At 63.3% G+C, this 22,976-nt stretch carries 13 protein-coding genes and 1 pseudogene; 6 read left to right on the top strand and 8 right to left on the bottom strand.

Going from position 1 to position 22,976, the window contains the following annotated elements:
- Positions 1 to 53: 53 nt before the first annotated feature.
- Both RCO31_RS05325 and RCO31_RS05320 read right to left on the bottom strand, forming a co-directional pair.
- On the bottom strand, positions 54 to 2,501 hold the full coding sequence (locus tag RCO31_RS05325) for an adenylate/guanylate cyclase domain-containing protein (RefSeq protein ID WP_308967197.1): 2,448 nt from the start codon (positions 2,499 to 2,501) through the stop codon (positions 54 to 56).
- Between the two features lie 76 nt (positions 2,502 to 2,577).
- Positions 2,578 to 4,518 (bottom strand): AsmA family protein, encoded by a 1,941-nt coding sequence (locus RCO31_RS05320; protein WP_308967196.1) that lies wholly within the window; start codon positions 4,516 to 4,518, stop codon positions 2,578 to 2,580.
- Between the two features lie 209 nt (positions 4,519 to 4,727).
- Here RCO31_RS05320 and RCO31_RS05315 point away from each other — a divergent pair, with 209 nt between their 5' ends.
- Positions 4,728 to 5,417, top strand: a complete 690-nt coding sequence (locus RCO31_RS05315) for a Crp/Fnr family transcriptional regulator (protein WP_308967403.1) — start codon at positions 4,728 to 4,730, stop codon at positions 5,415 to 5,417.
- A 23-nt stretch (positions 5,418 to 5,440) separates the two neighbouring features.
- Here RCO31_RS05315 and RCO31_RS05310 read toward each other — a convergent pair whose 3' ends face one another.
- The 6 genes from RCO31_RS05310 to RCO31_RS05285 form a co-directional block, all read right to left on the bottom strand.
- Positions 5,441 to 8,587 (bottom strand): efflux RND transporter permease subunit, encoded by a 3,147-nt coding sequence (locus RCO31_RS05310; RefSeq protein ID WP_308967195.1) that lies wholly within the window; start codon positions 8,585 to 8,587, stop codon positions 5,441 to 5,443.
- Between the two features lie 93 nt (positions 8,588 to 8,680).
- A complete protein-coding gene (locus RCO31_RS05305; protein ID WP_308967194.1) occupies positions 8,681 to 9,595 on the bottom strand; it encodes an efflux RND transporter periplasmic adaptor subunit in 915 nt (304 codons plus the stop codon).
- A 102-nt stretch (positions 9,596 to 9,697) separates the two neighbouring features.
- On the bottom strand, positions 9,698 to 10,342 hold the full coding sequence (locus RCO31_RS05300) for an OmpA family protein (RefSeq protein ID WP_308967402.1): 645 nt from the start codon (positions 10,340 to 10,342) through the stop codon (positions 9,698 to 9,700).
- A 162-nt stretch (positions 10,343 to 10,504) separates the two neighbouring features.
- Entirely contained in the window at positions 10,505 to 11,992 is a 1,488-nt protein-coding gene (locus RCO31_RS05295) for a caspase family protein (RefSeq protein WP_308967193.1), read from the bottom strand.
- A gap of 622 nt (positions 11,993 to 12,614) precedes the next feature.
- Entirely contained in the window at positions 12,615 to 14,630 is a 2,016-nt protein-coding gene (locus RCO31_RS05290; RefSeq protein ID WP_308967192.1) for a caspase family protein, read from the bottom strand.
- Positions 14,631 to 14,854: 224 nt separating this feature from the next.
- On the bottom strand, positions 14,855 to 15,484 hold the full coding sequence (locus RCO31_RS05285) for an OmpA family protein (protein WP_308967191.1): 630 nt from the start codon (positions 15,482 to 15,484) through the stop codon (positions 14,855 to 14,857).
- A 347-nt stretch (positions 15,485 to 15,831) separates the two neighbouring features.
- Between RCO31_RS05285 and RCO31_RS05280 the strand changes: the two genes are divergently transcribed.
- The 5 genes and pseudogenes from RCO31_RS05280 (at position 15,832) to RCO31_RS05260 (ending at position 22,677) form a co-directional block, all read left to right on the top strand.
- Positions 15,832 to 17,781, top strand: a complete 1,950-nt coding sequence (locus tag RCO31_RS05280; RefSeq protein ID WP_308967190.1) for an autotransporter outer membrane beta-barrel domain-containing protein — start codon at positions 15,832 to 15,834, stop codon at positions 17,779 to 17,781.
- A gap of 305 nt (positions 17,782 to 18,086) precedes the next feature.
- Positions 18,087 to 19,571, top strand: coding sequence for an FAD-dependent tricarballylate dehydrogenase TcuA (gene tcuA, locus RCO31_RS05275; protein WP_308967189.1), 1,485 nt, complete (start codon positions 18,087 to 18,089; stop codon positions 19,569 to 19,571).
- Positions 19,535 to 20,464: pseudogene (locus RCO31_RS05270) on the top strand (NAD(P)-dependent oxidoreductase); the annotation flags it as partial. The gene tcuA and the pseudogene RCO31_RS05270, both read left to right, overlap by 37 nt.
- 28 nt (positions 20,465 to 20,492) lie before the next feature.
- Positions 20,493 to 21,197 (top strand): IclR family transcriptional regulator, encoded by a 705-nt coding sequence (locus tag RCO31_RS05265; RefSeq protein WP_308967188.1) that lies wholly within the window; start codon positions 20,493 to 20,495, stop codon positions 21,195 to 21,197.
- 241 nt (positions 21,198 to 21,438) lie between these two features.
- A complete protein-coding gene (locus tag RCO31_RS05260) occupies positions 21,439 to 22,677 on the top strand; it encodes an MFS transporter (RefSeq protein WP_308967187.1) in 1,239 nt (412 codons plus the stop codon).
- Positions 22,678 to 22,976 lie beyond the last annotated feature (299 nt).

The raw sequence follows: 22,976 nt of genomic DNA, 5'->3' as shown, positions 1-22,976 counted from the left end.
GTGCAGTGGGGTGAGGGTTTGTTGCGAACAGACATCCAAGCGCGCCCGGCCCGTCAAGACGCTGCGCCTGCGACTGCGGGCGAGATCGTGTCCTTGCTCCCCTCCCGCCAGGCCAGAATTTCCACAGCGGGAACGGGCCGCGCAAAACCTTTCAGGTTCAGGTCGTCGATCGGCGCCGCATCGGCCCATTCTTCCACCATGCCGTAGGTCCGCTGGCTGACGATGATCTGCCCGGCTTTCGCTTCGTCGCACAGGCGCGACGCAAGATTTGTGACGCTGCCCACCGCAGCATATTCTAGGCGGCGGTCGAACCCGATCTGCCCCAGTGTTGCGTAGCCTACGGCAATGCCGATGCCGAAGCCGAGCGTGTGGCCGCGGCTGCGCCATTTCTGCGTCAGCTTGCCGACCGCATCGCGCATCTCGACCGCCATGCAGACCGCGCGCTTGGCGTGGTCGGGCAGAGGGATCGGCGCATTGAACAGCACCATGACGCCATCGCCGGCGTAGCGGTCGAGCGTGCCCTCGTAGCGGAAGATCAATTCGCCAAGGGCGACGTGATATTCGCGCAGCACGTTCATCACTTCTTCCGGCTCGGCGCTTTCAGTGAACGCGGTGAAGCCGCGCAGGTCGCAAAACACGACCGTCACCTCGCCGCGGTGGCTGGCGAGCAACGCCTCGTGTCCGTCCGACGAGGCGATCAGCTGCGCAACCTGCGGCGCAAGGAATCGCTCGAGCTTGCTGATGCGGCCGATCTCCGCGAGCTGGGCCGCGACGCGCTCTTCCAGCGACTTGTTCCAGTCCTTGAGCTGAACGGTCTGTTCCTGCAGTTTGGCCGCCTGCTTCTGCACCGTGTCGTGGGCGAGCGAGAGTTCGCGGCCCTTCTGATCGACTTCATGAAACAGCCGCGCATTGCGCATCGCCAGCACGGATTGGTGCGCGAAGGTCTGCATCAAGCCGATCGTGCTCGCCGCCCAGGCGCCGGTTGCCTTGCGCAGCACGATCAGCGATCCAAGCACGCCCTGCTGATCGGCGAGCGGAACGACCAGCACCGAATTGAAGCCAGCGTCGGCCGCAACCGCATTCAACGGATGTTCCGGCGCGTCGGCGATGTCGGAAATGTCGATGGGTTGTCCGCTTGCCGCGGCTTGCCCCAGCACGCTGCCTGCTTCGTCGATGACGAGATGTTCGGTGGGGCCGTGCGCTGTGAGACCGATCGACTCGGCGAGCTCGAATGTCCGCTTTTCCGCGTTATGACCGTAAATGACGACGGCATCGGCGCCGGTGATCTCGGCGGCGCGCGTGGCGACTGTCGACAGCACGGCCTTGAGATCGAGCGAGGAGGCGACGGCACGGCCGACCTCTTCCAGAACCTTCAACTCTCGCACGGACTGGGCAAGATCCGCGGTTCGTTCGGCGACTTTGTGCTCGAGCCTCGTGTAGGACTCCCGCATCTCGTCGGCCATGTGGTTGAACTGCTCGGCGAGCTCTTCCAGTTCATCCCGCGTCTTGATCTCGATGTGCTGGCCGAAATTGCCCGCCGCCAGCCGTCGCGCGCCCGCATGCAATGCGCGGATCGGCACCAGCATCCGCCGGGTGAGCACAGTGCCGGCGATCATCGCCAGGAGGAGACCGAGTGCGACAAGACCACCGGCGCGGATCAAGAGGTCCTTGATCGGTAGCAGCGCCTGTCTGAGCGGCTGTTCGTACAGCACGAACCATTTCAGATCGGGAATGGCCTTGGCGGCAACCAGCACCGCCGCTCCGTTTGCACCCGTTCCGGTCGACCGGTTCTGCGGGGTCGTGCCGATCAGGGCCGCAACCTGCGGCAGGTACGATAAATCCGCGCCGCGCGTCTGGCTGGTGTCGGAGCTTGCGAGCAGCTCGCCCTTCGGGCTGACGATATAGGCGGTGCCGACCTTGCCGGCCTGACCGCTCGTCACGAAATCGGAAAGAAACCGCAGATTGATTTCCGCGACCGAAACTCCCGTTTCGCGGCGCGGATGCGCGACGCCGATGGTCATGAATGGCTGGTTGTCGCGAAAGAACGGCTCGCCGTACCAGAGCCCCTTGCTGACTGACTCGCTGAAGCCGGTCGCGCCGGAGAAGTCCTCGCCGCTTCCGACCGAGACGGTGGCCCGGTTCATGCGAAGCTGCTCGCGGCCGTTGCCGTCGATCTGGAAGACCTGGCTTACCGCCGGCACCTGTCGCAACAGCAAGAGGTAGTCGGCCCGGCGCTGCTCGAGCGTGGTCGAGCTCGCCCGCGTCACCCAGCTGATCTGCCGCTCCACCTCTTCCATGAATTGCTGGATGCGCGAGGCCGTCGTATCCGCCTTCTCGGCCATGGCGTTGACCAGCGACGCCTGCGTCTCGCGATAGATGAAATAGGTTTCGATTGCGCTGTTGATCGCAAGGACGAACAGCACCAGGCCGACCAGCGAAAAGACATACTTGGCAAACAGGCCGCGGCCGCGGAACGAGTTGTTGCCTGCGTCGTCCGTCATCCCTGATTCCTGAATGCCTTTGCGATCACGCTGCTTTCGCCCGTGTCCGCAGTCTTCAGTTCCTCCATTTCGTTTTTCATCGTCCGAACAACTGGCGAATGATGCTGTCGATCTGACTCTGGGTGTTTGGCGAGGGTTGACCCTGGCCCGGCGGTGTTGCCGGCGGCGCCTGGCCCGGCTGCGGCGCTGCGTTGCCCGATTTGCTCTGACCGTTGCCCGAACCGGTGAGACCCTGAATGATCGTGCCGAGGTTCTCGATCAGCTTGTTGCCTTCCTGGCCCGTCTGCCCGGGCTGATCCGGTTGAACGCTCGACGAGCCGCTGCCGAACAGGCCTTGGCCCAGTTCGCGCAGCTTCGCGAATGCGGCGTCGGGGTTATCGAGGATGCCCGCCATCTCCGGGTAGATTCGCGGGCTGGCCCACGGTCCGTCCATGATGACCGGCACGCCGAGGCCGATCGGATCAGCGACTTCGCTGCCCTGGCCTTTCGTCGTCATCACGAGCTTCGGCTCGAGGCGGAAGGAGAGCGACTTCGTATTGAGGTCGGCGGCGCCGGTGCCGGCGACTCGGACAAGCGGCCCTGCGAGACGCAGGTCGCGGGTCTCGGCCTTGCCGCTCGCGATGCGGAAACTTGCCTGTAGCTCGGTCAGGTCGGTGGTCAGGACTTCGTTTTCCTGCCAGCCCGACAACGTGCTCGATGTCAGGTTGCGGATCATCTGGGCGACGTTGATGCCGCGGATCTGGCCGTCCTGAAAATCGACATTGGTCGTTCCCGACAGATTGGCGATCATCTCGCGCTGGCTGCGGCCGGTCGTGCGGACATCGAGTTGCGCCTGCATCTTGCCGTCGAGCGAGGTGAAATCCGCCAGGTTTGTCAATAGCGGCAGTGCCCGCACGCCGCGCAGGTCGGCCCGGAGAGCGTAGATCGGATTTGCAATGGATGCATCGAGTGCGAGACCGGCCGCGGCCTTTCCTTCGTAAAGACCGAGTTCATTCAACGTCATTTTCAAGATGCCGCTGGCAAGCGAACCCTCGATCTTTGCCGGCGCGAGTCGCAGCGCACCGATGTTCAGCGTCGCGGTCGAAACCCGAAAGTCGGCGTCGACATAGTTCAGTCCGTCGAGGTTGAAGACCTCCTCGCTCCAGCTTTGCGGCTGCGTTGAATTGTTTGCGGAGGGGGCATCGATGTCGAGTTGCTTGAAATCGAGATTGACCTTGACCAGCGGTTTGGCCGTCGCCTCGACCGAGGCGTCGCCGCCGAAGCGCGCCGCACCGAACATGCCTGTCAGGTTGTTGACGCTGATGGTCGCGCCGCTGAACTTGACGTCAGCATTGCCGGACAGCGCCTGCGACAGCAGGCCCGGCGCCTCGAGCTTGAATCCGACTGGCGCGGTCATGCCGTCGACCGGACCTGTCGGGATCGGTGTTTGCGCTTCGAGCTTGAATGTCTGCGCGCCGGCTGCCGCGGCCGCCGTCAGCTCGAGCTTGCGCTCCGGAGTCGCGATCGCCTGAACGTTGACCTTCTCGATCTTGCTTTCGACGTGATGACGGGGGTCCTTGAGGACGAGCGTCGCATCGGAAATCACCACCCGATCGATCGTCAGCGGCGCCCGATCGAACGAAGCCGAACTCTTTGTGGTTGTCACCTGTCGCGTGCGCTCCCGCGCGATCTGCAGGTTTACGACCGGGCGAACGACGCTGATTTCGCGGACGTGCGGTTCGCCGGCCAGAAGGCTGCGCAGCGACAGGTCCGCGCGGATACTCTCGGCTTGGAGGCGCTGCGGGACGTCGCGATTCCTGGGGTCGGACAAGGTGACGTCGGAAAGCGTCACCGCTGTCAGCGGCCAGAGCTTGATTGTCGCGCCGCCATTGATGTCGAGCTGGTACCCCGTCTCCTTTTCGATCCGGTCCTCGATTGTTCCCGCAATGAAACCGCCCGGAATTCCGACCGCGAATGCCACGCCAATGGCGACGATCAAGAGGCCGAGGACGGCGCCTAGAAGTTTCAATAGTTTCATAACAAATCATACCCCTGGAAGGGGACCGTTGTCAGGCGGAGCGGAGGTTGTTGTCTGGCGCTGCGCGGCCCACCGAGGTTCAAAAGGACCGCCAGATTCAGGGATTCCGCACCTCCGGTCGACGAAAAAATTGCCCTTTCTGGTCGCGCAGTTGTGTGACTTATGGCACATTCCGCGCGGCAATGAGGCAAGGGGGTCCAGACGTGTCCATGACCAGTGTCGCCACCGGCAAGCAGTCCGAATTCGCGGTCATGCTCAGCCTCAACCCGCTGTTCGCCGACCTCGGATCCGAGGCGCTCAAACGCATTGCTGCCCTTTGCCACACCGTGCAACTCGATGAAGGCGAGGTGCTGTTCCAGAAGGGGGACGTGGGCGACGCCCTCTACGGCATTCGCCGCGGCCAAGTCCGGATCGAGACAGGCGCCAGCGACGGATCGCGCCTGACACTGAACTTCCAGGGCTCGGGCGACGTGTTCGGCGAGATCGCGGTGCTGGACGGCCAGACGCGCACCGCGGATGCGATCGCCGCCGAGCCGACCGAGCTGTTCGTGCTGAGGCGCGGAGACTTCATGGTCTATCTCGAGCGCGAGCCCAAGGTCGCGGTCAAGCTGATCGAACTGCTCTGCCAGCGCATCCGCCTTGCCAGCGAAAGGCTCGAAGAGTCGGTCCTGCAGCCGTTGCCGGTGCGCCTCGCGCGACGGCTCTGCACGCTGGCCGAAGATTTCGGCTCCGAGGTGCGCATTTCGCAAGAGCAACTCGGCGTCTATGTCGGCGCTGCGCGCGAGAGCGTCAATCGCCAGCTGCAGCAATGGCGGCGCGATGGCATCCTTGAACTCAAGCGCGGCCGCATCGAGCTGTTGAACATGACGCGGCTGATCGCCGAAGCCCGCAACGACTGACGCCCGACCTCGGTGTCCCTGGATCAAGTCCGTCCGTGCGATGCGATCTTGGTCACGTCCGCGGGCGGCGTCGCCTCTGTGTGATCCGACGGCGGCGGCGGATCGTCCGCATCCGCGCTCGAAACGATGATCTTCTTGCCGATGCGCCAGAAGATATTGCCGACGTCGTCCATCAAAAGGAACATGGCCGGCACGAAGATCAGCGACAGGAACGTCGAGAAAAGCAGGCCACCGATCACCGCCAGCGCCATCGGTGAACGGAATTCACCGCCCGCGCCGAATGCGAGCGCGCTCGGCAGCATGCCGGCGCACATGGCGATGGTGGTCATGACGATCGGCCGGGCGCGCTTCATGCCGGCATCGACGATGGCATCCTCGCGCTTCATGCCACTCTTGATCGATTCGATCGCGAAATCGACCAGCATGATCGCATTTTTGGTGACGATGCCCATCAGCATCAGGATGCCGATCCACACCGGCGTCGTCAGCTGCTTGCCGGTTACCAACAGCGCGAGGATGGCGCCGCCGATCGACAGCGGCAGCGAGAACAGGATGGTGATCGGCTGCAGGAAAGTGCCGAACAACAGCACCAGCACCGCATAGACCATCATCAACCCAGCGCTGATCGCGGTGGCGAAACCGTCCGAAAGCTCCTGCAGGCTTTCAGCGTCGCCGGATTGACCGACCTTCACGCCTTTCGGCAGGCTCTTCATCACCGGCAGCTGGTTGATCTGCGCCATGGCGTCGCCGAGCGCGGAGGTGCCGACGAGATCGGCGGCGACGGTCGCTTGTCGCTCGCGGTCGTAACGGTTGATGCTGGTCGGTCCCTGGTCGAGGCGGATGTCGGCGACCACCGACAACGGCACATTGCCGCGCCCGCCACCGAACGGCACCCTCAGTTGCTCGAGAATCTTCAGGTCGGAGCGTGCGCTTTCATCGAACTGGACGCGGATCGGAATCTGCCGGTCGCCGGCGTCGAACTTCGCCAGCGCCGGTCCGACGTCGCCGATCGTGGCGACGCGAATGGTTTCCGACAGGCTCTCGGTCGAAACTCCAAGGCGGGCGGCGAGATCGGCGCGCGGCTGGATGCGAAGCTCCGGCCGGTCGAGCGCCGTTTCCGAGGTGACGTTGGCGATCAGCGGAATTCGCCGCATCTGGACGGCGAGCTCGTTGGCGACCTGGTTGACCGTGCCGATCTCGGCCCCCGTGACAATCAGCGAAATCGCGCGCAGGCCGTTTTCGTCGAGGAACCAGTAGCGGATGTCGGGGACGTTCTCGAGGTCCTTGCCGATCTCGATTTCGAGTTCGCGCTGGGTGATGTCCCGATCGCTCTTCGGGGTGTAGTTGATGATCAACGCCGCGCGGCGAACCTCGGCCGTGCCGGGCGGCACGCGCCCGCCGTCGACGAAGACGCTTTTGACTTCTGGACGCTTGCGCAGGCGCGTCACGATTTCTTCGGTGGTCTTCTCGGTGAAGGCGAGTTGCGACCCCGGCGGCAGCTCGATGGCCAGCAGTGAACGCGCGGTGTCCTGCGCAGGCAGGAAGCCCTGGGGCAGCAGATTGATGCTGAGAACCGACAGCGCGAAAACCGCGAGTCCTAGAACAACTGTCAGGTAATAGTGCTGTACGGACCATTTCACGAGGTGGTTGTACGTGCGCAGGATGAAGCCCGGCGGCGGCTCGTCTTGATGGTGCGGCTTCAGGAAGTATGCCGCGAGCACCGGTGTGACAAACCTCGCCGCCAGCAGCGAGAAGAACACTTGCACCGACACAGTGATGCCGAACTGCTTGAAGAACTGCCCGGCGATGCCGGACATGAAGCTCGCCGGGGCGAAGATCGCGATGATGGTGAGGCTGATCGCGATCACTGCGAGCCCGATCTCATCGGCCGCCTCCAGCGCCGCCCGATAGGGCGATTTGCCCATGCGCATGTGGCGCACGATGTTTTCGATCTCGACGATCGCGTCATCGACGAGGATACCGGTGCTCAGCGTGATTGCGAGGAAGCTCACGAGGTTGAGCGAGAAGCCGAGCAGATCCATCACCCAGAATGCGGGGAAGATCGATAGCGGCAGCGACACCGCGGCGATGATCGTGGCGCGCAGATCGCGCAGGAAGATGAAGACGATGATGACCGCAAGTGCTGCGCCCTCGAACAGCGTGCTGATTGCGGCGTCGTAGTTGCCCTTGGTGAAGTCGACCGAGGTGTCGATCAGTTGCAGATCGACCTCCGGATTTGTCGTCTTCAGCTCGTCGATCCGCTGTTGCACGGCCTTGGCGACCACCACGTCGCTCGCGCCCTTGGATCGCTTGATGCCGAGCGCGACGACCGGCTCGCCATTGAACCGCGCGAAGGTCCGGCGGTCGGCGACGGTGTCGGTGACGGTCCCGAGATCGTCGAGGCGCACCTCGCCGCCGGCCGGAAGGCTGATCATTGTTCCGGCGAGATCGTTCAGCGTACGTGCACCGGCCAACGTGCGGATCGCCTGGTCGTTCCGGCCGATTTCTGCCCGCCCGCCGGCGAGGTCGACATTGGAGCCACGCAGGCGGCGGCTCACGTCGATCGCTGTGAGCCCGACAGCCTGCAGCCGGTCCGGATCAAGCGAAACGAGGATCTCGCGCTCGACGCCGCCGATGCGTTCGACCTGGGCGACGCCGCGAACGCCCTGCAGCGCGCGCTTCACCACGTCGTCAACGAACCACGACAGTTGCTCCGGCGTCTTGCCCGGGGCGATCGCGGCGTAAGTCACGATCGGCAGTCCGACCACGTCGACCCGCTGGATCAGCGGCTCGTTGACATTCTGTGGCAGGTTGCCGCGGACGCGCGTGACTGCATCCTTGATATCGTTCAGCGCGCGGTCGGTGTTGGTTTCGAGGCTGAACTGGATCGTCGTGACCGAGAAGCCGTCGGTGATCGAGGAGGTGATGTGTCGGACGCCTTCGACGCCGGACACGCCGTCTTCGATGGTCTTGGTGACCTGCGATTCGAGCTCGGCGGGCGCTGCGCCGAACTGCGACACGGCCACGGAGATCACGGGAATGTCCGCATTCGGCAGACGGGTGACGGCGAGCTTGGTGAAACTCATCCATCCAAGAATCAACAGGATGATGGAAAAAACGACGGACGGAAGAGGCTGACGGATCGACCAGGCCGAAATGTTCAAAGCCATCGAAGCACTCTATCCCTCGTTCCGCCTATCCATTGACCTTGGACATCGTCCAATCCGAAAACGGAGCATCCGCTTTCGGGCACCATGTCCCGGCTAACGCCGTATCCGATCGAACTCGTCCGGAAAGATCGTCTTGACCTTGTCGCCGTCGTGCAGCGACGTGCCGGCATTGGCGACGACGATCTCACCTTCCTTGATGCCTTCCCTGATCTCGATATCGGTGTCCGAAAACAGACCGATCTGCACTCTGCGCGTCTCGACGATGTTGTCCTTGACCACCTGAACGTTCAGATGATCGAGCGCCGATTTCGGGATCGAGACGCCGCAACTGCGGTTGGCGTCGATCGTGGCGCGGGCGAACATGCCGACTTTGATCGCCGGATTGCGTGGCACCGACAGCCTGACCTTGCCGAGCTGGGTGCGACGATCGATCTCAGGGGCCACGACGCGGACTCGTCCTGAGACTTCGGGGCCGCCGTCGATGGTGATGCGTGCGGTCGCGCTGGGCGTGAGCTTCAGCACGTGAACGTTTGGAACTTCGGCGTCGAGCTCGATCTCATCGTCGATCGCAATGCGAAACAGCGGCCCGAGTTGCGGTGACACGAATGCGCCTGCCCGGGCAGTCGATTGAATGATGCGGCCCGCGGCAGGTGCGCGCAGTGTCACCACGCCCGCGCGGCTTTGCTGTTGGGCGGCTTGCGCCGCGGCAGCCGGGCCGCCGAGGCGCACGAGCTCCTGGTTCTCTGTCACTTGGTCGCCATCGCGCACCAGGACGTCGTTGACGCGGAAGCCTTCCTGCTCCACCGCGACGACCGCTTCACGCCGCGGCACCAGGAATCCGGTCACCCGGATCATGTCCGAAAAACATGCATTGGTCGCCTTCACAACCATGACGATCGCGCCGCCGGATGCACTGCCGGACTTGCTCGTCTCGTCAGCCGCGCGTGCGGCCGGCACGGTCGCAAACAGCGTCGATGACAGCGCGATGAACGTGAAAGCCTTGAGCATGGGCGCGTTAAATCATGTCTGGATCGGCATTGCGAGACGCAATCAGCGCCCCCACGCGAGGGGGCGCCGACGCGATGTTGTGTCGGACCTCGAGGCCATAGTTCAGTGGCCAGCGACCTTGCTGCCCGCCATGTTGACGACCTGCACCCGGCGGTTTTCACCGGCAGTCGGATTGCTTGCATTCTTGAGTTTGGCCTCGCCGTAGCCGACCGTCACAAGGTCTGCGGCCGCGATGCCGTACTTCTCCATCAGGTATTTCTTCAGCGAGTCGGCCCGGCGCTCGGAAAGGTCCTGATTGAAAGCATCGCCTCCGACTGCGTCAGTGTGACCGGCGAGAACGAATGTCGTGCCCTTCAACTCCGGATTGGTCAGCGCCTTGCCGAGTGCGGTGACTGCCGGCAGGGCGTTCCGGCTGATGTTTGCGGAATTGTACTCGAACGTGATCTCGAGATCGATGCTCGGCTTCTCCTTGGCGATCGAGGCGATCTGCTCCCGCTCGCCGGCCGAAAGCGAACGCGTCGTCCGGTTTCTGATCTGATTGATGAACTTCGTTTCTTCGGCGGCCTTGGTCGTATCGGCCGGCGCTGCCGAAAGGCTGCGCGTGAGGCGCTTTGGCGTCAGCGCCCTGAGAATCTGGTCCTCCGTCGCATCGTCAGCGGCACCGGCCATTCCGACCGACAATGACAGGGCGATCCCGGTGGCGAACGCCGAGCGGATCGCGGTTCTTCCCCAATGCCCAAACACCATCGACATGGTCGTTCCTCCCTCAAACTCTGCTGGCCCCGCTCTCCGCATGCGGAAAACGGCTTTCACCCGGTCATTGGTCGAAGGCCGGCGTCGCGAAGTTCATTCCAAACTTCGATTTTTCCGCCAATATGCTCAAAGCCGGGCTTTGCCGCACAGGCGCAACTAGCGAATCCCGTAGCCTGCGAATTCGCTTGCGATATTCGGATCGATCGCGCGAGCAGCCGCGACGTCGCGCTCGCCGGCCGCAGCATCGCCGCTGCGCTGGCGCGCGAGGCCGCGGCCGTAAAGCGATGAGGCGAGCTTGGGACTGATCTTCAGCGCGGCGTCGAAGTCGGAGATGGCGTTGCTGTTCTGTCCGATTTTCAAGTTCGCGAGCCCGCGGCTGTCGAGCGCGTCCACGAAATTCGGGCGCAGCTTCAGCGCGTCGTTGCAATCCTTCAGCGCCGCCTGCAACTCGCCGAGGATGGTCTTGACCCAGCAGCGATTGTTGAGGGCTTCGACATCACGCGGATCTAGTCGAATCGCGTCGTCGAAATCCTTCATGGCCTGCAGATACGCGCCCTTCACCGCGTAAAGCTGGCCGCGCTTGTAGAACGCTGCCTGATCATTCGCATTGGCGGCGATCAGCTTGGTCAGCTCCTGCATGGCCGGATCGGCATTGATCGCGGCGAGGCGCTTTTCGGCTTCGCTCTGCTGCGGCGCAGGCGATGGCGTTGGAGGGGGCGCCGGCGCAGCGGCACCCTGCGGTGGCGCCGGAGCCGCGTTTGGAGCTGGAGCCGGAAGCGCGGTGACCCGCGGCTCGGGTGGCGTCAGCTTCGGTTCAGGTGCCTGCACGCGCGGTTCGGAAGGAATGAGCTTCGGTTCGGGCGACGGCGGCTTCGGATCAAGCGTCGCCTGGGTGCGCGGTCCGAACGAGAATTCCTCTGCGAGAGAAGACGAGAACCACGGAATCTGATCTTCCTTGGACACACGCGAAACACCGACGCGGGTGCGGTGAAAGGCTTCCTCGGCGGTCAGGTTCGGGACGCGGATTTCCTTCAACAGCTCGGTCACGAACGCGCTGCGATCGGTGGCGGAATCGCTGACCACCGTGCCCGGAGGCGCCGAATACATCACCAGCGTCCCCCGCGGCGCGGTGACGGGAGCAAGGCCGGTGGAGAACTGGCGGAAGCGGCGCTCGAATGGATTGCGGCGCGATGCGTCGAGGATCGCGATCTTGACGCTTGCGCCACGGCTGTTCATCTCGCTCAGCACCGAGTCGAGGCTGATGCCGTCGCGGCGGACATCCTTCTCGTCCCAGATCGCGCTGTCGACAGGGATCATGAAGCTCTGACGCCCGGATTGAATGCCGTAGCCGGAGAAAAAAATCATTGCCACTGCGCCGGGCTTGATCTTCTCGTAGAGGGCATTGATTGCGCGCCGCATCGCCTCGCCGGAAAGATTCTCGCCAACGGCGACCTCGAAGCCGGCGCGCTTCAGCTCGTCGGCCATCGCGCGCATGTCGTTGATCGGTTCTTTCAGCGGGCTTTCGCTGTCGGGATATTTTGCATTGCCAATGACGAGAGCGAATCTGGCGTCGGCCGCGGCACTGCGGTTGACCATGACAAGCGACAGAATCAGGCAAAAAAACATAACCAGGCGCATTCTCATGCTCACGCCTTCAAACATACTCGCAAACGGGGCTTATATTGCCCGAACTTTACCCCAGGCAATTTGCTTTATCAAACCGCGCCGATGTCACTGTGACACGAGCTAACGCCGCAAAGCAGCAGGACAATTCGATTGTTCGGGGAAGCGGGAACAGCGGCCTGAGGTCCGGTGTGCCGAGGCTGCACGCGGCGCCTGTCCCGTGCTGAGGCCTCTCAATAGCCGATGCCGAGGACCAGCCATTGGAACGGACGGCCGCTGCACCAAAATGGGAAGCACTGGGAGTGGTGTGGCGTCGGCGATGCCACCGCTGCAATGTCTCGCCTCGGTTGCGCGATCGGGCCGCGGCTGCGCCTGGGCTTTGGCGTTGCAAGCTCGGCGCGTGCGGTCGCACTGGACGACTGCGCGACAATTGCCGACTTCGCCTGTCCATTGTTTGCATGCGCTGCCGGTGGCAGCGCCAATGCTGACGCCAAAACCGACGCCGCAACGACTGCTGGTCGTCGGAGCAATTGCCTGCGCATGTGCGTCGCTACCTCTTCTGCGGCGAGACCTGTTGCTCTGCGCAAGGTGCCGCCTTTGTGTCAAAGATTATCATCCGTCTCATAAGCTCGCCAGCCGACGATCAGAAGCCGACGCCGATCATCGTCGCAGCGCGGCCGGCGCCGCCGCCGCTCGATGCCTGTTGACGCTGATGCTGTTGCGGCCTCGGCGCCTCGCGACGTCTGGTTTCGCGACGGGGCTCGTCACGCTTGGCGGCCTTGGTCGATGCAGGCTTCGCGGCGACGCAGCTCGTGCCTTGCGCCGTTTCGCCGCGCGGGCAAAGGGTCGGGCAGGTGAGAGCCGCCTGCTTGTTCAGTTCCGACACCAGCTCTGGCGTGACCTTAACATTGTTCGTCGGCCGTTTTTTCACCGCAAGGTAGCGGGAGAGACCAGTGCGGGTCGCATCGTTCATCGCACCCGTCGCAGCGCCGCCATAGCAATTGATGCGAGCGAGCTCGGTTTGCGCCGACTTGATCAACGTCGGCGTGTTGATGGTCCAGGACTCGAGCTTTGCGGTCACTTGCGGCTTCAACCGCTCGCAAGATACCTCTTTTGCGAAGCGCTTCAGGTCTTCGACACTGGCGTCTTCACCACTTTTTGCGGCGATCACATCGAAGCGTTCGCTTTCGCTCTTGCAGGCTGTTTCCTGTGCGGCCGCAGCTTCCGCCTTCTTGCGTTCGGCCTCCGCCTGCCGCGCGACGCGCTCGCTTTCGAGACGCAGCTTCTCGGCCTCTGCGGCAGCCTTGTTGCGCGCGGCTTCCTCGGCCTTGCGCCGGGCTTCCTCCGCGCGGCGTTCGGCTTCGGCGGCTTTCGCTTTCTGAGCGGCTTCGGCGGCGGCGGCGCGGCGTTCTTCGTCCTCGCGGCGCTTCGTGGCCTCAGCCTCTTTGCGCCGGCGCTCGGCTTCCTCGCGTTCGGCGCGACCTGCCGCTTCACGCTCTCGCGCGGCCTGCTCGAGAACGTCGAGCTTGGCTTGTGCGGTCACCGCCAGCGTGGAGTCCGGGTAGCGGTAGATGAAGCTCTTGATCGCGGTAATGTCGCCTGTGTCCTTCACCTTTTCCCAGTCGATGAGTTCACGCGTCGAGGGCCCTCGGCTCGGCCGCGGCGGGACAGCGGCGGGCCCGAGCGAAGCGACTTCTGGCAGCTTCTTGAGCTGCTCGCGCGCGAGCTCTGCGTAGAAGCCGGTCTTGTGCGTCGATAGAAAGACCTCCCACGCTTTTCGCGATCCGATCTTTTCGACCAGATCGTAGTCGGCCTTCACATCGGCCGCAGCCGGAGTGCTCACGCCCGTAGTTTCGGCGGGCGCGGCGACGAGCGAGTAATTGCCGCCGCCGAGCGAACCATACACGAACGGCTCCTGCCGACCGTTGGTCGTCTTCATCACCTCGTCCTTGACGCGGCCGAAAGCCAAGCGGAGGTCGAGGCCCGGAACGGTGAGGTGCTTCAGCAGCGCCGCGGTGAAGGGGCTATGGTTGCGCTCGCCATCCTCTGCGGTGGAGCCGGCCTTGGCGGCATAGGCGATCAACGTGTCGGTGCTTGATGGCTCGACCTTGCCGAGACCAGATGACACTGCACGCAACGCCGCGCGGCTCTCGCGCCGCATCTTGCCTGCGTAAGGATTGTCGCGGCAGGCGTCGAGGATGATGACCCGCAGCTTCTTCGCGCCGTCCGCCGACAGCACCAGCCGGTCCAACGGGATCGCCTCGTCGGGCGCGTCGCGATCGCTCGCAAGCCGCGCGTCCACCGGGATCAGATAGTTGGTGCCGCCGATCTCGATGCCATGCCCGGCGTAGAAGAGCACGGCGACGTCGGCGTCCATCGCAATATCTTCGAATTTCCGGATCGCGCGCTTGAAGTCCAGGTTGCCGACATCGAGATAGGTCTCGATCGTCTCGAAGCCGGCGGCCTTGAACATCTTGGCAACCGCATCGGCATCGCGGGACGGATTGGGCAATTGGGGAACGGCGGTGTAATTCGAGTTGCCGACCACGAGCGCCACGCGCCTTTCAGCCAACGCCTGGCTCGGAGCCATGGTCACCAGAACGGCGACCACCAGGGAGGCCCAACCGATCGCCGCCGCTATGGTGAGAAGGCGCTTCATCGCTGTCGATAAATCCATCGTGCGCGGCGGGTCCGGCGCGATCCCCTCAAACTCGATTGCGCCTTCGTCGCAGACTGGACCGCTGCGACCGTGGCTTAATGAATCTCCAGACGCTACAAAAAGTTAGCACCTTTCCACGCGCCCGATCAATCGCCATGCAGGGTGCGCGGAGCAGGCGGCCGAAGCAGCCGGACCGTTACTCCTACTGCTTCAGGTGCCCACGTCTATTTGCTTGCGGTTTCATCCTTGGCCATGTTCACGATCTGCACGCGGCGGTTCTCCGCTGCAGTCGGATCGCTCTTGTTCTTCAGATGGCTCTCGCCGTAGCCGGCCGACACAAGATTTTCCGCGGGAATCTTGTAATTTTCCGTCAGAAACTTCCTGACAGTCTCGGCCCGACGCTCGGACAGGTTCTGGTTGTAGCCGTCGGTGCCTTTGGCGTCGGTGTGGCCGCCGAGCATGAACACCGAGCCGGCGAGCTCGGCGCTCGTCAGGGCTTTGCCCAGACTGTGCAGCTGCGGCTCTGCCGTCGTGCTCACGGCAGCGGAGTTGTAGTCGAAGTTGATCTCGAGATCGACGGCCGGCCGGGTCTTGGCGATCGACGCGACCTGCTCGCGATCGGCGATCGACAGCGAACGCGTCTTGCGGATCCGGTTGATGAAGGCTGTGTCCCTGGCGCTGAGCGCAGGCGCCTCGGTGACGCCGCCGCTGAGGCCGCGGGTCAGCTTAGGTGCTTTCAGCTTGTCGATAATCTGTTGATCTGACAGGCCTTCGGCCGATGCAGGTGCAGCGATTGCGCCCAGCGCCAGCGCGGCGAGAGCTAACCTCTTTGCGAATCGTTTACGGCTGAACATTGACGTCTCCATCTGCTCTCAGGTGCCGGCGGGATTTCGATCCCGCGACGGGTCTCCGCAGGCATCCTGATCGAGTTTGAAGTCGCCAACTGTGACTCGCCTCACGTGGGACGGGGCCGAAGAAGGATGCCTCGCGCGTGCCGTTTGAGGTTATATAATACCTCCTTTGAGCTGCCGCTTCGCGGTCGCCAAGCGACCAGAGGTGTTGTTGCTGAAAAGGTACAAGCGCCCAAATACTGACCTTTCCGGTGGGGCTCCGGCCGCTAAGAACTTCCCGGTTTGCGGCCGCTGATTTAGAAAAATGAGGAACTGCCGAGTCTTGCTCGGAACGCCGTTTGGGGGCTGGAATGATCAATCGAAAACATATTCTTGGCGCTTTGGCCGCCGCGATGGCGATTTCCGCCTCCTCTTCGGCGATCGCCCAGTGCGTGGGCTCTGGCGATGCAGCATTACTCGGCGCCGCACCGTTCAACATCGCCGGCATCGCCCAAGGGGCCGCCGTCAGCAGCCTGGTCTCGAGCATCAACACGCTGAACACGGCGTTCTTGACCCAGTCGACCGCCTTCGTCGGAGCGCCCGGCAATCCGAGATCCATGCAGGAAGGTGGCGGCATCTGGGTGCGCGGCATCGGCGGCGAGATCGACAGCAAGAACACGACGACGTCGACCTACAACATCGGCGGCTCGCCGGTGTCCGGCAACATCAGCTGCGGTACCGAGACGAACCTGCGTTTCGCGGGTGTGCAGGTCGGCACCGATATGGCGACGCTGAACTGGAATGGCTGGAACATCCACATAGGTTCGATGGCGGGTTACGTCGGTGCGAAGGCGAAGGACACGTCTTCAGTCGGCGTGTTGAATCCCCTCGGCGGCACGTTCGAGAACCAGCTCGACGTTCCGTTCGCCGGCATCTACGCGGCGGCCACCTATGGCGGCTGGTTCATCGACGGCCAGGTGCGGTTCGACTACTACCAGAACCGGCTCAACGACCCGGTCGTCAATGGCCTGTTCAACCAGAACCTCGACGCCCGCGGCCTCTCGGGCACCTTGAACATCGGATACAACCACCAGCTCGGCAACGGCTGGTTCATCGAGCCATCGGCCGGCATCATCGTCTCGAACGTCGAGGTCGATCCGCTCAATGTCGCCGGCACATTGATCCTTGCCGGTAACAGCGGCTTCGCTCCTCCGGGCTCGCTCCAGATCCATGACATCAGGAGCACATTGGGTCGTTTGAGCGTTCGTACCGGTACGACCATCGTCAGCGACAGGGTGATCTGGCAGCCCTTCGCGACGGCGAGCGTCTATCATGAATTCGAAGACAGCACCCGTGCTGACTATTTCACAGACCCGACCACGTCGGCTTTCCTCGGCATTCCGACGATCGGCGGCGCCCTGACGACGGACCGCGTCGGCACCTATGGTCAGTTTGCCTTGGGTGTGGCGGGCCAGCTCGTCGGCACCGGGTGGCTTGGTTACGTGCGCGGCGATTACCGTACGGGCGACCGTATCGACGGCTACAGCCTGAACGGCGGCCTTCGTTATCAGTTCACTCCCGCTGGGCCGGCGCTTGCGCCAAAAGGTCTGATCACCAAGGCTCCCGCGTTGCCGGTTTCGACCGCCTATAACTGGACCGGCTGGTACATCGGCGCGAACTTCGGTGCGATCAACGGCAAGACCGACCTGGCGTTGCCGGGCGGTGCCGTCAGCACGAGCCCACGATACGCAGGTCCGGCCGTCGGTGGACAGATCGGCTACGACTATCAGTTCGGCAAGTGGGTGGTCGGTCTCGAAGGCATGGGCATGTGGACCGATTCGAACGGATCGCGTCCGTGCCCCAACGGCTTCTTCTTCAACTGCGAAGTCAGCATGAAGTGGCTGGCCACCGGGACCGCGCGCGTCGGTTATGCGCTCTGGGATCGCTCGCTGGTCTACCTGAAGGGTGGTGTGGCTGCAGCCGAAGTAGAAGTCAGGACTGTTTGCAACACCGACTCGCAGGCGCTGATCCCCGGTGCGTTCTTGGTCGGCTGCCCGGCCCAATCGGCCAGCGACACCCGCGTGGGCTACACCATCGGCTTCGGTAGCGAATTCGCGCTGTCGGAGAACTGGACGGTTAAGGGCGAGACGAATTTCTTCGACTTCGGCCGGGAGGAGGTCACCACGTCGGGCGGACAGACGATCGTGGGCGGCGTGTTCACCCCGACCGTCGGCGGCAGCACGTTGGACGTCAAGAACCACGGCTTTAATGCGATCGTGGCTCTGAACTACCGGTTCTCGACCGGCGGTTGGCGGTACTAGGCGACACGCCAAATGAATGCTTGACGGACGGGCGGCCGAGGGCCGCCCGTTTTGCTTGGCCCTGGACGGATCAAGGCGTCGAGTTTGCGGCAGTGCCGTTGCTGCATGCGACCGAGGCGAATGCGTGCTTCACTGCACAATCAGGGTCCGCGCTGCTTCAACGCAGCGATGCGGCAGCCGTGCCTTGAACTGAATAGAATGATGTTCTATTCGCTGAAACCATTCTCTCCCCGCTGCGAGGCCGGTTCGAACCGCGAACTGGCACCTGACAGCGATCAACAGCAAGAACGAGTGAGGGCTGCGTAATGAACGCGTACGATGTCGTGGTGGTAGGCGCCGGAAACGCGGCAATGTGCGCTGCGTTGGCGGCACGTGAGCATGGCGTGAAGGTTGCCGTGCTGGAATGGGCGGCATTCGGCGATCACGGCGGCAACTCGACCTTCACCGCGGGCGCGATCCGCACGGTCTACAACGGCGTCGACGATCTGCGCGCGATCATGCCGGATCTCACCGAGAGCGAGATCGCGAACACCGACTTCGGCGTCTACACCGAAGACATGTTCTTCGATGACATGGCGCGCGTCACGCAGAACCGCACCAATCCGGATATGGCCGAGTTGCTCGTCAAGGGCAGCCATCCGACGCTAAAATGGATGACGACCAAGGGCGTGCGGTTTGCGCCGATCTACGGCCGCCAGGCCTTTAAGATCGATGGCAAGTTCAAGTTCTGGGGCGGACTGACCGTGGAAGCGGTCGGCGGTGGTCCTGGCCTCATCGAGGCGTTGCACAAGGCGGCCGGGCGCGAAGGTATCGACATCATGTACGAGACCCGTGCGATCACGCTGCTCGCGGACGACAAGGGCGTGCACGGCGTACGTGTCGTCCAGAAGGGAGAGACCAAGGAGATTCGCGCCAAGGCCGTCGTGCTGGCTGCTGGCGGCTTTCAGGCCAATGTGGAATGGCGCACGCGCTACCTTGGCCCGTCATGGGATCTCGCCAAGGTTCGCGGTTCGCGCTTCAACATGGGCGACGGCATCCGCATGGCGATGGAGGTGGGCGCGCGCCCCGGCGGCAACTGGTCCGGCTGCCACGCGGTCGGCTGGGATCGCAACGCGCCGGAATACGGCGACCTTGCGGTCGGCGACGGCTTCCAGAAGCACTCCTATCCGTTCGGCATCATGGTCAACGCCGACGGCGAGCGCTTCGTCGATGAGGGCGCCGATTTCCGCAACTATACCTACGCCAAATATGGCCGCGTCATTCTCAACCAGCCAGGTCAGTTCGCCTGGCAGATCTTCGACCAGAAGGTGGCGCATCTGCTGCGCGACGAATACCGCATCCGCCAGGTCACCAAGGCGCAGGCCGATACGCTGGAAGAGCTTGCGACGAAGCTCGAAGACGTCAATCCGGAAGCCTTTCTGAAGACCGTGAAGGAGTGGAATGCGGCAGTGATGCAGGACGTGCCGTTCAATCCGAACGTGAAGGACGGTCGTTCGACGCGCGGATTGAAGGTGGTCAAGAGCAACTGGGCCAACACGCTCGACAAGCCGCCGTATCTCGCCTTTGCAGTGACCTGTGGCGTGACATTCACTTTCGGCGGCGTGCGCATCACGACCGACGGTGAGGTTATCTCGGTCGACGACGCGCCGATTCCGGGCCTCTACGCCGCGGGCGAGATGGTCGGCGGGCTGTTCTACTTCAACTATCCCGGTGGCACCGGGCTCTGCGCCGGCGCAGTGTTCGGCAAGATCGCTGGAGCCTCGGCAGGCGGTTACGCGAAGGCGAAGTGAGCGACAGCATGGCGCAGGCGAACGCGATCGGTTTCATCGGGCTCGGCGTCATGGGCGAGCCGATCTGCCGCAATCTGCTGAAGAAGAGCGGCCGGCCGGTGGTGGCGTTCGACCTGTCGCCCGAGCCGCTCGCGCGCCTGCGCGGCGAGGGGGCCGCGGTCGCCGGGTCGATCGCCGAGCTGATGACGCAGAGCGAACTCGTGTTCTATTGTCTGCCGAGCGGCAAGCATGTGCGTGGCCTGTTCGAGAACAAAGGTGGCATCCTGGAGAACGCCTGCGCCGGCCAGGTCATCGTCGATCTCGGCACCTCGCCGGTCGGGCTGACGCGCGAGCTTGCCGAAAAGCTCGAAGCCCGCGGCGCGAGCTTTGCTGACGCGCCGATCGCCCGAACGCGGGAAGCAGCGATCAATGGCACGCTGAGCGTGATGGTCGGTGCATCGCCGGCGCTGTTTGCGAGGATCGAGCCGCTCATTCGTTGCTTCGCGACGGAGGTGACCAATTGCGGCGGCGTCGGCGCCGGACAGGTGACGAAAATCCTGAACAACATGGTGCTGTTTCAGACCGTCAACGCGCTCGCCGAGGCCGCGGCCATTGCCCGTCGCAGCGGCGTCGAGCCGAAGCTTCTGTTCGAGACGCTGGCCAAGGGCTCGGCGGACAGCTTTGCGCTGCGCAATCATGGCCTGAAGGCGGTGATCCCCGGCGAGTTTCCCGAACGCGCGTTCTCGACCGAATATGCGTTGAAGGACTTGTCCTACGCGCTCGATCTCGCGCGTGACGTCGCCCTCTCGGCGCCGGGCGCCGAGCTCGCCGGCAGCGTTCTGCAGGAGGCGATCGATAACGGCTTCGGTGCGGCCTACTGGCCGGTGATTGCGAAGGTCGTCGACAGGCGGTGAAAACCTGACGCAGGGGCAGGAGAGGGCAATGGTCAGTCAGGGGGTAGCGGCAGTCGATCGGGCGTTGACGATCCTTCGCGCCTTCGAGGGCGAGGGTGATCCCGAACCGCTGACGTTGGCGGCGCTCGCGCGTCGCACCGGCCTCTACAAGAGCACGATGCTGCGTTTGATGGTGTCGCTGCAGGCGTTCGGCTATATCGTGCAGTTGCCCGATGGCCGTTACCATCTCGGCCCGACGCCGTTCCGGCTCGGTTCCGTCTATCAACGTGGCAACCGGCTCTATGACCACGTGATGCCGGTGCTGCGAACGCTTGTCGCGCAAGGTACGGAAAGTCCGTCATTCCATATCCGGCACGATGCGAAGCTCAGGCTTTGTGTGCTGCGTATCGATTCGCAGCATTCAACTCTGGATCGCGTCAGTGCGGGTGCGCTGCTGCCGCTCGATCGCGGTGCCGCCGGGACGATCATTCTCGCCTTCGACGGGGCGCAGCTCGGCGAGAAATACGATCGGGCGCGCGAGGCCAATTGGGCGGTGTCCTACGGCGAGCGAGACCCGGACTGCGCGGGGATTGCGAGTCCGGTGTTCGGCGCCGATGATCGGCTGGTGGGCGCGTTGTCCGTTTCGGGGCCGAAATTGCGGTTCACCGACGACAACGTCCACAAGATGTCATCCCTGGTCATCGAGGCGGCGCGACGCATCACCCACTCGCTCGGCGGCAGGCCGCCCCTGTAGACAGGCGTGAATCGCACTGCAGACTAGGCCGCCCCGATTCATGCGGGTGAGAACCGGCACACCTGACCGGTATGCTGTCAGATCCTGTCATCAGTCGCGGGTAAGCTTCGATTTCCATCGAAGCGTTCGGTGGCGATGCTGCGTTAAGGTTCCGTGCCGCCACGACCCAAGTCGATGCGCAAAACGGGTGTCCCGAATCTGCTTGCCGGATCATAATAACAAGCCGTGAAAGGCATCTCCGTTGCTGAAGCCCTATTCCGAACCGGTCGCCGCGACTTCCGAACGTTCCCTCAGCTATGACGGCTGGCGCGTCGTCTTCGCATGCTTCATGGTTGCGATCTTCTCGTGGGGCCTCGGGTTTTATGGCCATGGCGTCTATCTCGCCGAACTGCAGCGCGCCAAGGGCTGGCCGACGTCGCTGATCTCGACGGCGACGACCGCCTATTACCTTTGCGGCGCGCTGCTGGTCGTTTACGTCTCCGACATCCTGCAGCGACTCGGCCCACGCACGATGCTGATTGCGGGGGCGACCTTCTTCAGCGTCGCCGTCGCCGGCATCGCCTACGTCTCTGAGCCGTGGCAACTGTTCGCCGCCTATGCCGTGATGGCGATCGGCTGGATGCTCGCAAGCGCCGGCGCGCTGACCAACGTCGCTGGCCTCTGGTTCTTCGAAAAGCGCGGGCTCGCGATCAGTCTTGCGCTGACCGGCGCGAGCTTCGGCGGGATCATCCTGACGCCGTTGATGGTGGCCGCAGTCTCGCAGTGGGGCTTTCGCAATGCGATGCTTGGCACTGCCGCGGCGACGTTCGCGCTGCTTATAACGATCATCCTGATATGTGTCGGCCGACCGCCGAAGCTCGCGGGCGCGGCGGCATCAGGCGCCCCATCGGCGCAGTCATCCGGTGAGACGTGGACGCGTCCGCGCGCTTTGCGCAGCCTGCAGTTCTGGACCATGACGCTGCCGTTTGCGCTTGGCATCGGCGCGCAGGTTGGATTCCTTGTTCATCAGATCGCCTTTCTCGAGCCGAAGATCGGCCTACAGACCGCGAGCTATGCGGTCGCTGTCACCACAGCGGTGGCGGTGCTCGGGCGACTGGTGGTCGGTGCCGTAATCGACCGGTTGAACCAGCGCGTCCTCAGTGCTGCGTCGTTCGTCAGCCAGGCGCTTGCGCTGCTTGTGCTGATCAACACTGACAGCCATGCGGCGATATTCCTGGCCTGCGCCTTGTTCGGTTTTTCGGTCGGGAATTTGATCACGCTGCCCTCCCTGATCATCTTCCGCGAGTTCGGCGCCAAGTCGTTCGGGCTTCTCGTTGGCTTGTCAGTCGCCATCAATCAGGTGATCTATGCGTTCGGGCCTGGCGTCGTCGGCTGGCTGCGCGATTTCTCCGGCACGTACACCGCCTCCTTTATCTTCTGCATGGCGCTGCAATGCTTGGCCGCTGTGATCATCCTGATCCCGTTTCGCAAGGCCGCCTGAACCTATTCCGTCTGGCGAAATCGATCGTCTCAGCATTCCGGCATTGAGCGGTCCGGCGGCCAGCACATATGCGGTAAGGCCATGCCGTCCCTCCGGTTGAATTTCCAATGCCCGCGGCTAAAGTCCCGGGTATTGTCCCGGTTCTAACGTTCGCATCACTTTGCGGCGACCTCGCATACGAACGTTAGAACCAAGAGGGACACTAGAAACTTTTAATTTGGCTAGTGCGCTTTTGGATTTGGCGTTCGTACGTCGGACTCGCGGCAATGCTGGTACGAACGTCAAATCCAGCGCACTAG

The sequence above is a fragment of the Bradyrhizobium sp. LHD-71 genome, from assembly GCF_031157255.1.
GTDB lineage: Bacteria > Pseudomonadota > Alphaproteobacteria > Rhizobiales > Xanthobacteraceae > P52-10.
This window is presented reverse-complemented; position numbering and strand designations above follow the sequence as displayed.

What these genes read in the sequence shown, in the direction of transcription:
- RCO31_RS05310 (WP_308967195.1), bottom strand. Translation starts at nt 8,587, where the DNA reads ATGGCTTTGAACATTTCGGCCTGGTCGATCCGTCAGCCTCTTCCGTCC.
- tcuA (WP_308967189.1), top strand. Translation starts at nt 18,087, where the DNA reads ATGAACGCGTACGATGTCGTGGTGGTAGGCGCCGGAAACGCGGCAATG.
- RCO31_RS05295 (WP_308967193.1), bottom strand. Translation starts at nt 11,992, where the DNA reads ATGAGAATGCGCCTGGTTATGTTTTTTTGCCTGATTCTGTCGCTTGTC.
- RCO31_RS05315 (WP_308967403.1), top strand. Translation starts at nt 4,728, where the DNA reads ATGACCAGTGTCGCCACCGGCAAGCAGTCCGAATTCGCGGTCATGCTC.
- RCO31_RS05285 (WP_308967191.1), bottom strand. Translation starts at nt 15,484, where the DNA reads ATGTTCAGCCGTAAACGATTCGCAAAGAGGTTAGCTCTCGCCGCGCTG.
- RCO31_RS05300 (WP_308967402.1), bottom strand. Translation starts at nt 10,342, where the DNA reads ATGGTGTTTGGGCATTGGGGAAGAACCGCGATCCGCTCGGCGTTCGCC.
- RCO31_RS05265 (WP_308967188.1), top strand. Translation starts at nt 20,493, where the DNA reads ATGGTCAGTCAGGGGGTAGCGGCAGTCGATCGGGCGTTGACGATCCTT.
- RCO31_RS05280 (WP_308967190.1), top strand. Translation starts at nt 15,832, where the DNA reads ATGATCAATCGAAAACATATTCTTGGCGCTTTGGCCGCCGCGATGGCG.
- RCO31_RS05290 (WP_308967192.1), bottom strand. Translation starts at nt 14,630, where the DNA reads ATGAAGCGCCTTCTCACCATAGCGGCGGCGATCGGTTGGGCCTCCCTG.
- RCO31_RS05305 (WP_308967194.1), bottom strand. Translation starts at nt 9,595, where the DNA reads ATGCTCAAGGCTTTCACGTTCATCGCGCTGTCATCGACGCTGTTTGCG.
- RCO31_RS05325 (WP_308967197.1), bottom strand. Translation starts at nt 2,501, where the DNA reads ATGACGGACGACGCAGGCAACAACTCGTTCCGCGGCCGCGGCCTGTTT.
- RCO31_RS05320 (WP_308967196.1), bottom strand. Translation starts at nt 4,518, where the DNA reads ATGAAACTATTGAAACTTCTAGGCGCCGTCCTCGGCCTCTTGATCGTC.